The following is a 13,177-nucleotide window of genomic DNA, read 5'->3' as shown; positions in this document are numbered from 1 at the left end:
AATGGATAAGCGCCGAGCCGAGGAGTACCGATGTCCGAACCGCCCGTCGTCGTCGTGGGCGCCGGCCCGCAGGGGCTCGCCGCCGCCGCGCATCTCGTCGAGCGCGGACAGGAGGTGGTCGTGCTCGAGCGCGGCGCCTCCGTCGCCGCCGCAGTGGCGGAATGGGGTCAGGTGCGGCTCTTCTCCGGCTGGCCCGAGCTCGTCGACGGCGCGGCGCAGCGCCTGCTGGAGCGCACCGGCTGGGTCGCGCCGGACTCCGGGTACCCGACCGGCGACGAGTGGATCGACCGCTACCTCGCGCCTCTCGCCGCAGCGCTGGGCGACCGCGTCCGCACCGGCCTGACCGTGACGGGCATCACCCGCGCCGGACGCGACCTCGTGGTCGACTCGGGTCGCGCCGAGGCGCCGTTCCTCGTGCACACGCTCGACGCCGACGGCGGCGAGGGTCGCCTCTCCGCACGGGCCGTGATCGACGCGAGCGGCACCTGGTCGCAGCCGAACCCGGCCGGCGCCGACGGCCTTCCCGCACTCGGCGAGCGCGCCGCGGGCGACCGCGTCTCGTACCGCATCCCGCACGACGTCTCGTCGCACGCGGGGACGCACGTGGTCGTCGTGGGCGCGGGCAATTCCGCCGCCCACGCGGTGCTGCGACTGACGGAACTGGCCCGCACAGCGCCGGGCACGCGGGTGACCTGGGTGCTGCGGCGCGGCAGCACGGGCTCGGTGTTCGGCGGAGGCGCGGGCGACGGACTGCCCGAGCGCGCCGCCCTCGGGATCCGGGCGCGGCGGGCGATGGAGAAGGGCCTGGTCGAGGTGGTCACCGGGTTCCGCGTCGCCGAGCTCCGCCCTCACCCCGAGGGAGTCTCGGTCGTGGCGGACGACGGTCGGGAGATCCCGGGTGCCGGCCACGTCTTCGCCCTCACCGGGTTCCGTCCCGACACCGCGTTCCTGTCCGAGCTGCGGATCTCCCTCGACCCCGCACTCGAGGCGGTGTCCGGCATCGCCGCGGAGATCGACCCGAACATCCACTCCTGCGGATCCGTCGGCGCGACGGGTGCGCGCGAGCTCGCGCAGCCGGAGCCCGGGTTCTTCATCGTCGGGGCGAAGAGCTACGGCCGCGCGCCGACCTTCCTCGCCCTCACCGGCTACGAGCAGGTCCGCAGCGTCGTCGCCCACCTCGTCGGCGACCACGAGGCCGCGGCCCGCAACGAGCTCGTCCTCCCGAGCACCGGCGTGTGCGGAGGATCCGGCGACTTCGACGGCACCGCCGACGGCTGCTGCGCCGCCCCCGTCCTGCAGATCGGCGCCCGCCCGGTCGCCGTAGGCTGAACCCGGAATCCGAGGAGACGCATGACCGCCGAAACCGCCCCCGCCGTCCTGTTCGTCTGCGTGCACAACGCGGGCCGTTCGCAGATGGCCGCCGGCTTCCTGCACGCCATCGCCGGAGACCGGATCCAGGTCCGCTCCGCCGGCTCCCTGCCCGCCGACGAGATCAACCCCGTGGCCGTCGCCGCGATGGCCGAGGTCGGCATCGACATCGCCGCCGAGCAGCCGAAGGTCCTCACGACCGAGGCCGTGCAGGATTCCGACGTCGTCATCACGATGGGCTGCGGCGACGCCTGCCCGTTCTTCCCCGGCAAGCGCTACGAGGACTGGAAGCTCGACGACCCCGCCGGCCAGGGCATCGACGCGGTGCGGCCGATCCGCGACGAGATCCGCCGCCGGATCGAGGCGCTCGTCGCCGAGCTGCTCCCGGCCTGAGCCGGACCCTGCACGCCCGGGTGCTCCCGCGCTCCCGTCGCAGAACGCCTCTGCTCCCGTCGCAGGAAGTGTCGTCGTGGCGACCGGAACGGACCGGGCGACGAGACCGACCCGGCGTGGTGGCCGTCGGTCTGAGTCCCGCACGCGCTCATAGGCTGGATCCATGACGCGCATCTGGGTGGTCCGGCACGGACAGAGCATGCTGAACGCGGCGGAGCGGATGCAGGGCTGGTCCGACGCGCCGCTCACCCCCCTCGGCCGGGATCAGGCCGCGGCCCGGGGTCTCGACTTCGCCGCCGCCGGGATCCGGTTCGACGCGGCCTTCTCGGGCGACGGCATCCGGCATCGCGAGACCGCGGCGCGACTGCTCGACGCGGCCGGATCCGGCCTGCAGGCGAGTTCGGATCCGCGCTGGCGCGAGCTGTGCTTCGGCGGGCTCGAGGCGGTCCGCGCCCGCAGGTTCGTCCGGCTCATGCAGGCGCACGTCGCAGCGGACAATCCGTTCTTCGCGACGCTCGACGCCCTCGCCGAGCAGGATCCGCTCGCCGAATCCCCCGCCGACGTGGCCCGGCGCGCGACCGAGGCGCTGCACGACGTCGCGGGAGCCGGATCCGAAGTGCTCGTGGTGACGAGCGGCATCACGATCCTGACGCTGCTGCACGGGCTCGGCGCCGACCTCTCGCATCTCACGATCGGCCCCGAGAACCTGTCGGTCTCGACCGTGCGGCGCGTGGACGACGGCTGGCGCGTCGACCGGGCCGCGATGCCGGATCCCGTCGCGGTCTGAGCGTCGTCGCCCCGGAACCGGGCGCCGCGGCGGGCAGCACTCCCGCGCGCCAGGCCGACCGTATTCAGGCCGGACGGCCGCAATGCGGAGGGGGAGCCGCGGATTTCCGCGGCTCCCCCTCCGGCATGGACCGATCCGGCCTGAATCCGGTCGGGCCTCAGACGGTGTACCCGTCCGCGACGTCGAGAGCGGCGTCGATCGCGGAGAGGCCGCGCACGAGCTCGTCCTCGGTGATCACCAGCGGCGGGGCGATGTGCGTGCGGTTGAAGTGCACGAACGGCCACACCCCGCCCTTCTTCGCGGCGGCGACGAAGGCGCCCATCGGCGCCGCATCGGCTCCTGCCGCGTTGAACGGCACGAGCGGCTCGCGCGTCTCCTTCGAGCGCACGAGCTCGACCGCCCAGAACAGGCCCTGGCCACGCACCTCGCCCACGCTCGGGTGCTTCTCCCGCCATCCCTGCAGGGTCGGCTCCACGATGCGGGACCCGAGGTCGCGCACGCGGTCCAGGATCCCGTCGCGGCGGAACACCTCGAAGGTCGCGACGCCCGCGGCGCAGGCCAGCGGGTGCCCGGAGTAGGTGAGTCCGCCGGCGAACGGCACCGTGTCGAACGCGGAGGCGATCCGGTCGGAGATCACGACGCCGCCGAGCGGGACGTAGCCCGAGTTCACGCCCTTGGCGAAGGTGATGAGGTCGGGCTTCGCGTCGAACGCGTCGACGCCGAACCACTCGCCCAGGCGACCGAACCCGACCATGACCTCGTCGGCGATGTAGACGATGCCGTACCGGTCGCACAGGTCGCGCACGCCCTGCAGGTAACCGGGCGGCGGCACGAGCACGCCGTTGGTGCCCACGACCGTCTCGATGATGATCGCGGCGATCGTCGTCGGGCCCTCGAGCTGGATCGTCTGCTCGAGGTGCTCGAGCGCGCGCTGCGACTCCTGCTCCAGGGTCTCGGAGTGGAACGCCGAGCGGTACAGGTACGGACCGAAGAAGCGCACGGTGCCGTTGTCGACGGTGTCGTTCGCCCAGCGCCGCGGATCGCCGGTCATCGAGATCGCCGTCGCGGTGGAGCCGTGATAGCTGCGGTACATCGACAGCACCTTGCGGCGCCCGGTCACGGTGCGCGCCATGCGCACCGCGTACTCGTTGGCGTCGGCGCCGCCGTTGGTGAAGAACACCTTCTCCATGCCCTCGGGTGCGACCTCGGCGATGAGCCGGGCCAGTTCGCCGCGCACGTCGTTCGCCATCGACGGCTGGATCGTCGCGAGCCGGCCGGCCTGCTGCTGGATCGCGGCGACGAGGTCGGGCTGCTGGTGCCCCAGGTTCAGGTTCACCAGCTGGCTGGAGAAGTCGAGGTAGGCGTTGCCCTGGTAGTCCCAGAACGTGGATCCCTCGCCCGCGGCGACGGGCACCGGGTCGATGAGCGCTTGCGCGCTCCAGGAGTGGAACACGTGCGCGCGGTCGTCGGCGCGCACCTGCGCCTCGGCCTCGGCGGCGGGGAGCGCGTGCGCCTCGCCGTGACGGTCGATCAGGCGCGCGGCGTCGGTGGTGACGGTCATGATCGGGATCCTTCCGCGTCAGTGGTTGCTCGGGAAGCCGAGGTCGACCTGCGCCGGCGTGTGGTCGGGCCAGCGCGTGGTGACGACCTTGGAGCGCGTGTAGAAGTGGATCGACTCGGGTCCGTAGATGTGCGAATCGCCGAACAGCGAGGCCTTCCAGCCGCCGAACGAGAACGCGCCGATCGGGACGGGGATCGGCACGTTGACGCCGACCATGCCGACCTCGATGTCGAACTCGAACTCGCGGGCGGTGCCGCCGTCGCGGGTGAAGATGGCGGTGCCGTTGCCGAACTGGTGCGCGTTGATGAGCTCGACCGCTTCCGCGTAGCTGCCCACGCGGACGACCGAGAGCACCGGACCGAAGATCTCGTCCTCGTACAGCTTCATGCCGGGCTTGACGTGGTCGATGAGGCTGATCCCGGTGAAGAAGCCGTTCTCATCGAGACGCTCGCCCGCGGCGATCCGCTGCGTGCCGTCGATGAGCACGGTGGCGCCCTCGGCGGCGGCTCCCGTGACGTAGCCCTCCACGCGGTCGCGGTGCTCGCGGGTGACCAGCGGACCCATCTCGCTCGCCGCGTCCGTGCCGTCGCCGATGCGCAGGTTCTGCACCTTCTCGGTGATCGACGCGATGAGGGGCTCCGCGACATCGCCCACGGCGACGAGCACCGAGACGGCCATGCAGCGCTCGCCGGCGGATCCGTAGGCGGCGGAGACCGCGGCGGCCGCGGCGCCGTCGATGTCGGCGTCGGGCATGACGACCATGTGGTTCTTGGCGCCGCCGAGGGCCTGCACGCGCTTGCCGTTCGCGGAGGCGCGCTCGTAGATCGACTTCGCGATCGGGGTGGATCCGACGAAGCTGACGGCCTTGACGTCGGGCGAGTCGAGCAGGGTGTCGACCGCGACCTTGTCGCCGTTGACGACGTTGAGCACGCCGTCGGGAAGCCCCGCCTCCTGGAACGCCTTGGCGAGCCAGATCGCCGCGGACGGGTCCTTCTCGCTGGGCTTGAGCACGACCGTGTTGCCGCACGCGATCGCCGAGGCGACCATCCACAGCGGCACCATGACCGGGAAGTTGAACGGGGTGATGCAGGCGACGACGCCGACCGGCTGCTTGACCGAGTGCACGTCGACGCCGCGCGCGACCTGCTCGGAGTGCTCGCCCTTGAGCAGGTGCACGAGACCGGCGGCGAACTCGACGTTCTCGATGCCGCGCGAGACCTCGCCGGCAGCATCGGAGAGCACCTTGCCGTGCTCGCTCGTGACGATGGCGGCGAGCTCGGGCGTGCGCTCGGCGAGGATCTGGCGCAGGCGGAAGAACACGTCGGCGCGCTTGATGAGACTGGTCGCGCGCCACGCGGGGCCGGCGGCCTTGGCCGCGGCGATCGCCTGCTCGACCTCGGCGACGCTCGCGAAGGCGACGGTGCGGTGGGCCTCGCCGGTGGCCGGGTTGTAGACCGGTCCGGTGCGCTCGGTCTCGCCGGCCTCTGCGCCGTTGATGAAGTGGCGGATCAGGGTCACGCTGTGCTCCTCGGGGTGGGGGTTCGGACACTCTGATCGACGGCGTCCGCGGGCTTGTCCTCCCATGCTCACAGCGGAGAGGATGGATCCATGCCTGCAGATCGTCTGGACTTCGTCGCTGATCGGACAGATCGTCCGGAGGCATTCGAGCCTGGTCTCCCGACCGTCGCCGACGCCCTCGAGGTCGCCTCGCTGCAGGCGGGGATCCCGGAGGTGCTGGCCGGATCCGTCGACGTGCCGGTGCGCTGGGTGCATGTCTCCGACAGCGAGCGCGTCGCCGCGCTGCTCGACGGCGGAGAGCTGCTGCTCACCACGGGTGCCGGCTGGCCGGGCGGCGCGGATGCACTGATCCGGCTCGCCGACGAGCTGGCCGACGCGGGGCTGGCGGGGATCGTGCTGGAGCTCGGCACCCGGTTCGCCGTGGTGCCCCCGGCGCTCGTAGCCGCATGCCGCACCCGCGACCTCGCCCTGGTGACCCTGGACCGCGAGGTGAAGTTCGTCACGGTCACGGAAGAGGTGCACCGCCGGATCATCGCCGGCCAGGTCGAGGCGCTCCAGGAACGGCAGCGCCTGCACGAGCTGTTCACCGGGCTGAGCCTGCGCGGCGCTCCGGTCGAGATCGTGGTGCGCGAGACAGCGCGGGCGCTCGGCGCTCCCGTCGTGCTGGAGGACCTGGCGCACGAGGTCGTGTTCGCCGACGCCGCGGACCGCCTCGAGGCGGAGGTGCTCGCGAGCTGGATCTCGCGGTCGCGGCGCCTGGATCCGGAGTGGACCCGGGTGCCGGTCGCGGCGCGCGGCACCCGCTGGGGCGAGCTCGTGGCCCTGCCGGGGCCGCCGCATCCTGCGGGCCGCGCGACCGTGCTGGAGCAGGCGGCGACCGCGCTGGCCCTGTCCCGCCTCGCCGACGGCGAGGGCGCGTGGTCACGGCTGCGCGCGGAGGGACTGATCGCGGCCGTGCTCGGCGAGCGGTACACGACGGTCGCCGACATCGAGGCCCGGCTGGAGGCATCCGGGTTCCCCCTGCGCGGGCGCGCGCTGCACGTCGCCGTGGTCCGCCGCGAGACGACCACGGCGGCGCGCGACGATCGGCACACGATGGGACGATCGGCACACGGATCCGACGTGAACCCGCGCCGATCGGCACCGTCTGTGCAGATCGTGACGGACCCGTTGGGGCGCAGTGCGGATCCGACCGGTCGCAGCGCGGATCCGACCGGTCGCACCGCGCTTCCGGGCGGTCGCGGCGCGGATCCGACCGGCCGCGGCGCGGTTCCGGGCGGTCGCGGCACGGTTCCGACCGTCCGCACCGCGGACCCGGCCGGCCGCGCCGGCGGCGGCGACGTCCGCACCCTGAGCGCCGACATCGGCGAGGAGCGGATCCTGCTCGTCTCACTCGCGGCCGGATCGCGGATCCCGGAGTCCCTGCTCGCGGAACTCGGATCCGGCGCCGTCGGCGACCCCTGCGCCTCGACCGGCGAGCTGCTCGCGGCGATCCCCGTGGTGCGCCGGCTGGCCGGGCAGGCCGCGCCGGGGGAGCTGCTGCGCGTCGCCGATCGGCCGCTCGCGCGCCTCGCCGCCGAGCTCAGCGGCGACCATCGCCTGCAGGAGCACAGCGCGCGCCTGCTCGGCCCGCTCATCCGGCACGACGACGCGACCGACGGCGACCTGCTCCGGGTGCTGCGCGCGATCGTCGCGCATCCGGGCAACCGCACCGCCGCCGCGGCCGCATCGCACCTGTCGCGCTCGGTGTTCTACCAGCGCCTCACCCTGATCGCCGACCTGCTCGGCGCCGACCTCGACGACGGAGAGACCCTGTCCGCGCTGCACCTGGCGCTGCTCGCCCACGGGCGCTGATCGGCCGCCCCGGCACCAGCGCGGCAGCCAGCGCGGGCCACCCCGGCACCCGGCAACCTGCACGGCAGCCCCCTGCACAATTCAGGCCAGGACCCGCGATCCGTGTCGATTCCGGCCGTACGTCGCACCACCGGATCCATGCAGCCTGAGTTGTGCGCGCCGGCTTCAGCCGGCCGGGTGCCCGCCGCCCATCACCCGCTCCACCATCTCGGGCGAGGGCTGGCCGAGCGCGATGATGTTCTCCTCGCTGTCGCTGAACCACGCGGCGCGCTCGTCCCCCAGATCGGCGATGCCGTCGACGGTCTTCAGCCCGGGGAAGTCGTACTCGTGGAACTCGACCCCGCGGGCGCGCAGCGCCGCCGCGTCGCGCTCGATGTCGTCTGTCACGAGGTTGAGCGCGGTGTTCTGCGCGGTGCCGGCGAAACCGGTGAGGTACACCAGCACGACGGTGCCGCCGACGTCGTAGAACACATTCCCGGACTCGACATCGACCTCGACCGGATCCCGGTCGAGCACGTCGTGCCACCAGCGCTTGGCGCGATCGAGATCCGTCGCCGGAAGGACGGCCGTCGCCATGAGTTTCTCGAACATGATGAGCCCCAGCTCCGGGGTGTGGTCATCCTCGCGTCGGCCCAGCACAACGCCGCGCCGCTCGGGCGCGCGAATGAGTTCCCCGCGCTGATCATATTCCCGGATCCGTCGCCCGGAAAGGCCTCGCAGAGCGTCAGGCGATGTAGACCTTGCGCAGCGTCTCCATCACGGTCCAGGTGGTGCGCATGCCCTCGGCGAGACGGACGACGGATCCGGGGCCCACCTCCAGCGACGGCAGAGACGGCTCGTCGAAGGCGATCGTCGCCCGGCCGGAGAGCACGACGAACAGCTCGTCGGTCTCGGTGTCGGTCGCGGTGCCGGGGGTCATCTCCCAGATCCCGATCTCGCGGTCGCCCGTGTCGTCGAGCACGACGATCGCCGTGGTCGGCGACCCGGCCACGACCTCGTCCGCGGGCAGCGGCGCATGTGCGAGGCCGAGGTCGGCGACCGCGGTTCCGGCGGCCGGCAGCGCGGTCACGAATCGAACCCCATGCCGACGGCGTCGAGCGCCTTGAGGAACAGGTTGCGGCGCCCCTGGTTGTGGTCGGCCTGGTTCATCGCCGCGCGCACGAGGTTCACGCCGATCGACGCCGCCGGCTCGGGCGGGAACGGGATCGGCTTCTCCCGCACCATCTTGAGGCGGGTGCGCTCGGTGTCGAGCCCGGCGAGCTGGTCGAGCATCACGTCGGCCGCGAAGCGCGTCGCGCCGACGCCCAGCCCGGTGAACCCGGTCGCGTAGGCGACACGGCCGCCTCGCGCGGTTCCGAAGAAGGCGCAGAACCGGCTGCAGGAGTCGATCGCGCCGGCCCAGCGGTGGGTGAAGCGCAGCCCCTCCAGCTGCGGGAACGTGGTGAAGAAGTGCGACGCCAGCTTGCGGTAGCTCTCCGGGCGCTCCTCGTACTCCTCGCGCACCTTGCCCCCGAAGTGGTAGACCGCGTCGTAGCCGCCGAACAGGATCCGGTTGTCGGCGCTCAGCCGGTAGTAGTGGAACTGGTTCGCGCTGTCGGCGAGACCCTGGCGGTTCTTCCAGCCGATCGCCTCGTACTGCTCCGCCGTCAGCGGCTCGGTCATCAGCGCGTAGTCGTAGACGGGCACGGTCATCAGCCGGTTGCGCTTGAGCAGCGACGGGAACACGTTGGTCGCGAGGGCGACCTGGTCCGCGACGACGGTGCCGTTCTCCGCGGTCACCGTCTGCACGCCCTTTCCGCTGAGGCCGGTGACGCGGGTGCGCTCGAAGATCTGCACGCCGAGCTCGGCGGCCACCCGGGCGAGCTCGAAGGCGAGCTTCGCGGGGTGCACCATCGCGCACCCCTCACGGTCCCAGGATCCGGCGAGGTAGGTAGGCGAGGCGACCTCGGCCTGCACGGCCGTCTGGTCGAGGAACCCGTTTCCCTCCATCCAGGCGACCTGGTGCCGCTCGACGGCCACTGCCAGCTGGCCGGTGCGCTCCCAGTCGACGTCCATGCCGTAGCGCTCGACGGTCTCCTGGATCCCGTCGAGGTTCTCGAGTCCGAGCCGCTCGAGCGTCTCCATCTCGTCGGGCCAGCGGTTGTGCCCGTTCTCCTCGCCGTGCGTGAGGCTCGCCTCGCAGAACCCGCCGTTGCGGCCCGAGGCCGCCCATCCGACCCGGTTCGCCTCGAGCAGCACGACGCGGCGCTGCGGGTCGCGCTCCTTGGCGCGGATCGCCGTCCACAGTCCGGCGTAGCCGCCACCGACGATCGCGAGATCGGCGCGCACCTCGCCCGACAGGGCAGGGTAGGCGGTGCGCTCGACGTCGTCGAGCCAGAAGGCCGCGTGCGCGGTGTTCTCGAGGGAGCGCTCGATGACCGAAGCGCTCGGCTGCCGTCGTTCGAAGACGGTCGTTCCCATGATGGTTCCTTGTCCGGGAGGAGGTGGGGGGTCTTTCGCCGGGGCGCGCCGCAGCGCCCCGGATGCCGCGGTGCGGCCGGGTTCGGGAGAGCGGGCAGGCTCAGCGGATCAGCGCGTGCCCCAGTTGTAGAGGTCCTTGTGGAGCCCTGCATAGAGGAAGCACTCGGTGTGCGAGACGCCCTCGATGGTGCGGATCTGCGTCGCGATCAGCTCGAGCAGATCCTCATCGCTCTCGCAGATGGCCTCGGCGAGGATGTCGAAGGATCCGAGAGTGACATTGACATATGCGATCTCCGGAATATTCGCGATCGCCTCTGCCGCGACACGGGGATCGCCGTCGACGCGGATGCCCAGCATCGCCATCCGGGAGAAGCCGAGCTGTCGAGGATCCGTGACGGCGACGATCTGCACCACGCCGCTATCGGTGAGTCGCTGTACGCGCTGGCGAACAGCTGCTTCACTGAGACCGACCGCACGTCCGATCTCGGCGTAGGGTCGACGGCCGTCCTCCTGGAGCAGTTCGATGATCCGCTTCGAGACGTCGTCCAGCACCGGCACCTTCGGCTTCTCGCTCATATGACGATTTTGACACTCTCAGACTATCAACGCAACTGATTTCGCAGATTCGGATCCTTTTTCCTTCCGATTTCGTTGATCCTGTCCTATTCTGTTCACCATGCAGAGCACCCTGTCTGAAGCCGCACTGTTGCAGAATTTCATCGGCGGCCGCCTCGTCGCCGCCCACGGTGAGGGCCGCATGGACCTCATCGACCCCGTCACCGAGCAGGTCTACGGCCAGGCGCCGATCTCGGATCAGAGCGACATCGACGCCGCCTACGCCGCCGCGGCCGCCGCCTTCCCCCTCTGGCGCGACACCACCCCGGCCCAGCGGCAGCTGGCGCTGTTCCGGATCGCGGACGCGATGGCCGCACGCGCCGAGGAGTTCGCCGACCTGGAGTCGCAGGACACGGGCAAGCCCCGCGCGAACCTCGTGGCCGACGAGATCGACCAGTCCGTCGACCAGCTGCGCTTCTTCGCCGGGGCCGCGCGGAGCCTGGAGGGCCGCGCCGCCGCGGAGTACATGGCCGGGCACACCTCCTACGTGCGGCGCGAGCCGATCGGCGTGATCGGCCAGGTCACGCCGTGGAACTACCCGCTCAACATGGCCGTGTGGAAGATCGCCCCCGCGCTGGCGGCGGGCAACACGGTCGTGCTCAAGCCCGCGGAGTCGACCCCGCTCACCACCCTGCTGCTCGCCGAGATCGTCGCGGAGCACACGCCCGCCGGCACGCTCAACGTCGTGCTCGGCGATCGCACCACCGGGGCTGCCCTCGTCGCGCACAAGACGCCGCAGATGGTCGCGATCACGGGATCCGTGCGAGCGGGCATGGCGGTCGCCGAGTCGGCGGCGGCCGACGTCAAGCGCGTGCACCTCGAGCTCGGCGGCAAGGCGCCGGCCATCGTCTTCGCCGATGCCTCCATCGCCAAGGCCGCGGAGGGCATCGTCACCGGCGCCTTCTTCAACGCCGGTCAGGACTGCACCGCCGCGACCCGCGTCGTCGTGCACGCGTCGGTTCACGACGAGCTGGTGAAGGCGCTCGTCGAGCGGGTGCGCACGCATGCCCGCACCGGCGCTCCGCACGAGGACGGCGTGTTCTTCGGCCCGCTGTCGAGCGCGGCGCAGCTCGCGCAGGTGCAGGGCTTCGTCGACCGCCTGCCCGCGCACGCGGTGATCGAGACCGGCGGCAAGCGGCAGGGCGACACCGGCTACTTCTTCGAGCCGACGATCGTCTCGGGCATGCGTCAGGACGACGAGGCCGTGCAGAACGAGATCTTCGGACCGGTGCTCACCGTGCAGTCCTTCGAGGAGGACGACGAGGCGCTCGCCTTCGCGAACGACGTCCCCTACGCACTGGCGGCGTCGGTATGGACGACCGATCACACCCGATCGCTGCGCTTCTCCCGCGACCTCGACTTCGGCTGCGTCTGGATCAACACGCACATCCCGTTCGTGTCGGACATGCCCCACGGCGGCTTCAAGCACTCCGGCTACGGCAAGGACCTGTCCCAGTACGGCTTCGACGACTACACGCGCATCAAGCACGTGATGAGCGCGCTCGCCTGAGGCCGACGGGGTCCCGCTCGGGTCGGCACGGATCGCGGATCGGATCCACCGGGCGGGATCCGATCCCGCGCGACGGGGCTCGACGGACAGCGGACGAGGTGCTACTGTCGCCTACGCCGTGCTGGCACGAGAACAGGAGGTGGTCCCCATGAACGAATCGACGTGGGTGCTCCTGATCGGGGTCACGGTCGGACGATAGGTCGTCCGGGAGCGCCCTGCATGCGCACTCCCGAAAGGCACGACCATGAACTCCACCTCTGAACTGACCTTCACCGCCCTGCGGCAGCGCGACGACGACATCGTCGAGCGCGACTTCACGCTGGACGGGATCCCCGGCGTGCTCTGGCTGCCGGGATCCGCCTCCGCCGAGCACCCGGTCCCGCTGATCCTCCTCGGCTACCCGAGCGGGCCCGGGCTCGACCGGATGCGCCCGCGTCTGGACGGCCGCGCCCGCGCCTCCGCCGATCTCGGCTTCGCCTCGGTCGCGCTCGAGATGCCCGGCAACGGTGCGCGGCCCGCGCTGCCCGAGCTCCAGGGCGCCCGCGCCGACCTGATGCGGGCGCTCGACGCCGGCGAACGGCCCGGCGAGGACGTCATCGACCGGCTCGTGCTGCCCCTCGTCGAACGGACCGTTCCCGAATGGCAGGCGGCCCTCGACGCGCTGCTCGCCCTGCCCGAGATCGGCGGACCGGTCGCCTACTCGGGCGGCGTGCTCGCGATCGGCATCCGGCTCGCCCGGGTCGAGCCGCGCATCGTCGCCGCCGGCCTGTTCGCCGGCAGCTACGTGCCGCTGAGCATGTTCGACGAGGCCCGCGCCGTCACGATCCCGCTGCACGTGCTGCTGCAGTGGGACGACGAGGGCAACGACCGGCAGCGCTCGCTCGACGTGTTCGACGCGTTCGGATCCGCCGAGAAGACGCTGCAGGCCAACCTCGGCGGGCACACCGGTGTCCCGGCCCACGCCGGCGAGGACGCCGGGAGGTTCTTCGCCCGGCACCTCGCGCCGCAGAGCTGAACCAGGTCCCGCGAGACCCGCGATCCTGCATGAGATGCCACGCCTGGCGCCAGATCTCATGCGAGAAGCGGTGTCTCGCGGGATCCGCGGCTCGGG

General features: G+C 71.7%; 12 protein-coding genes. 6 read left to right on the top strand and 6 right to left on the bottom strand.

Translation table 11 applies throughout. From position 1 onward, the window contains the following. Positions 1 to 30 precede the first annotated feature (30 nt). From WFJ17_RS04355 to WFJ17_RS04345, 3 genes are all read left to right on the top strand, one after another. The gene (locus WFJ17_RS04355) at positions 31 to 1,329 is read left to right on the top strand and encodes an FAD-dependent oxidoreductase (RefSeq protein ID WP_336647759.1); all 1,299 of its coding nucleotides are present in this window, start codon (positions 31 to 33) and stop codon (positions 1,327 to 1,329) included. A gap of 21 nt (positions 1,330 to 1,350) precedes the next feature. After that, complete coding sequence (locus WFJ17_RS04350) at positions 1,351 to 1,761, top strand: arsenate reductase ArsC (protein ID WP_251444201.1); 411 nt, start codon at positions 1,351 to 1,353, stop codon at positions 1,759 to 1,761. Positions 1,762 to 1,924: 163 nt separating this feature from the next. Further along, the gene (locus WFJ17_RS04345; RefSeq protein WP_251444199.1) at positions 1,925 to 2,548 is read left to right on the top strand and encodes a histidine phosphatase family protein; all 624 of its coding nucleotides are present in this window, start codon (positions 1,925 to 1,927) and stop codon (positions 2,546 to 2,548) included. Between the two features lie 157 nt (positions 2,549 to 2,705). Here WFJ17_RS04345 and WFJ17_RS04340 read toward each other — a convergent pair whose 3' ends face one another. Further along, positions 2,706 to 4,109, bottom strand: a complete 1,404-nt coding sequence (locus WFJ17_RS04340) for an aspartate aminotransferase family protein (RefSeq protein ID WP_336647758.1) — start codon at positions 4,107 to 4,109, stop codon at positions 2,706 to 2,708. An 18-nt stretch (positions 4,110 to 4,127) separates the two neighbouring features. Further along, on the bottom strand, positions 4,128 to 5,627 hold the full coding sequence (locus WFJ17_RS04335) for a CoA-acylating methylmalonate-semialdehyde dehydrogenase (protein ID WP_292882055.1): 1,500 nt from the start codon (positions 5,625 to 5,627) through the stop codon (positions 4,128 to 4,130). A gap of 90 nt (positions 5,628 to 5,717) precedes the next feature. On the opposite strand from WFJ17_RS04335, the gene WFJ17_RS04330 reads away from it, so the two are divergent. Next, the gene (locus tag WFJ17_RS04330; protein ID WP_336647757.1) at positions 5,718 to 7,481 is read left to right on the top strand and encodes a PucR family transcriptional regulator; all 1,764 of its coding nucleotides are present in this window, start codon (positions 5,718 to 5,720) and stop codon (positions 7,479 to 7,481) included. 165 nt (positions 7,482 to 7,646) lie between these two features. Here the strand turns inward: WFJ17_RS04330 and WFJ17_RS04325 are convergent, their stop codons facing one another. The 4 genes from WFJ17_RS04325 to WFJ17_RS04310 all read right to left on the bottom strand — a co-directional run bounded on the left by WFJ17_RS04325 (position 7,647) and on the right by WFJ17_RS04310 (position 10,517). Continuing rightward, on the bottom strand, positions 7,647 to 8,072 hold the full coding sequence (locus tag WFJ17_RS04325; protein ID WP_251444186.1) for a VOC family protein: 426 nt from the start codon (positions 8,070 to 8,072) through the stop codon (positions 7,647 to 7,649). Between the two features lie 133 nt (positions 8,073 to 8,205). Further along, positions 8,206 to 8,550, bottom strand: coding sequence for a cupin domain-containing protein (locus tag WFJ17_RS04320; RefSeq protein ID WP_336647756.1), 345 nt, complete (start codon positions 8,548 to 8,550; stop codon positions 8,206 to 8,208). Continuing rightward, positions 8,547 to 9,941, bottom strand: coding sequence for an NAD(P)/FAD-dependent oxidoreductase (locus tag WFJ17_RS04315; RefSeq protein WP_336647755.1), 1,395 nt, complete (start codon positions 9,939 to 9,941; stop codon positions 8,547 to 8,549). The genes WFJ17_RS04320 and WFJ17_RS04315 overlap by 4 nt, the downstream gene beginning before the upstream one ends. A gap of 108 nt (positions 9,942 to 10,049) precedes the next feature. Continuing rightward, on the bottom strand, positions 10,050 to 10,517 hold the full coding sequence (locus WFJ17_RS04310; protein WP_251444178.1) for an Lrp/AsnC family transcriptional regulator: 468 nt from the start codon (positions 10,515 to 10,517) through the stop codon (positions 10,050 to 10,052). A gap of 100 nt (positions 10,518 to 10,617) precedes the next feature. On the opposite strand from WFJ17_RS04310, the gene WFJ17_RS04305 reads away from it, so the two are divergent. Together WFJ17_RS04305 and WFJ17_RS04300 are read left to right on the top strand one after the other, a co-directional pair. Beyond that, positions 10,618 to 12,066 carry an aminobutyraldehyde dehydrogenase gene (locus tag WFJ17_RS04305; RefSeq protein WP_336647754.1) on the top strand — a complete coding sequence of 483 codons (1,449 nt, stop codon included), beginning with the start codon at positions 10,618 to 10,620 and terminating at the stop codon, positions 12,064 to 12,066. Positions 12,067 to 12,310: 244 nt separating this feature from the next. Then, entirely contained in the window at positions 12,311 to 13,081 is a 771-nt protein-coding gene (locus WFJ17_RS04300; RefSeq protein ID WP_292882073.1) for an alpha/beta hydrolase, read from the top strand. The last annotated feature ends 96 nt before the right edge of the window (positions 13,082 to 13,177 follow it).

The organism is Microbacterium sp. MMO-10 (genome assembly GCF_037148715.1).
Taxonomy (GTDB): domain Bacteria; phylum Actinomycetota; class Actinomycetes; order Actinomycetales; family Microbacteriaceae; genus Microbacterium.
Note: the sequence above shows the minus strand (reverse complement) of the source record. Positions and strands in the feature narration are given on the sequence as shown.

Coding starts and splice junctions, on each gene's coding strand:
- WFJ17_RS04305 (WP_336647754.1), top strand. CDS start 10,618: ATGCAGAGCACCCTGTCTGAAGCCGCACTGTTGCAGAATTTCATCGGC.
- WFJ17_RS04315 (WP_336647755.1), bottom strand. CDS start 9,941: ATGGGAACGACCGTCTTCGAACGACGGCAGCCGAGCGCTTCGGTCATC.
- WFJ17_RS04310 (WP_251444178.1), bottom strand. CDS start 10,517: ATGAGCGAGAAGCCGAAGGTGCCGGTGCTGGACGACGTCTCGAAGCGG.
- WFJ17_RS04340 (WP_336647758.1), bottom strand. CDS start 4,109: ATGACCGTCACCACCGACGCCGCGCGCCTGATCGACCGTCACGGCGAG.
- WFJ17_RS04325 (WP_251444186.1), bottom strand. CDS start 8,072: ATGTTCGAGAAACTCATGGCGACGGCCGTCCTTCCGGCGACGGATCTC.
- WFJ17_RS04350 (WP_251444201.1), top strand. CDS start 1,351: ATGACCGCCGAAACCGCCCCCGCCGTCCTGTTCGTCTGCGTGCACAAC.
- WFJ17_RS04300 (WP_292882073.1), top strand. CDS start 12,311: ATGAACTCCACCTCTGAACTGACCTTCACCGCCCTGCGGCAGCGCGAC.
- WFJ17_RS04355 (WP_336647759.1), top strand. CDS start 31: ATGTCCGAACCGCCCGTCGTCGTCGTGGGCGCCGGCCCGCAGGGGCTC.
- WFJ17_RS04330 (WP_336647757.1), top strand. CDS start 5,718: ATGCCTGCAGATCGTCTGGACTTCGTCGCTGATCGGACAGATCGTCCG.
- WFJ17_RS04345 (WP_251444199.1), top strand. CDS start 1,925: ATGACGCGCATCTGGGTGGTCCGGCACGGACAGAGCATGCTGAACGCG.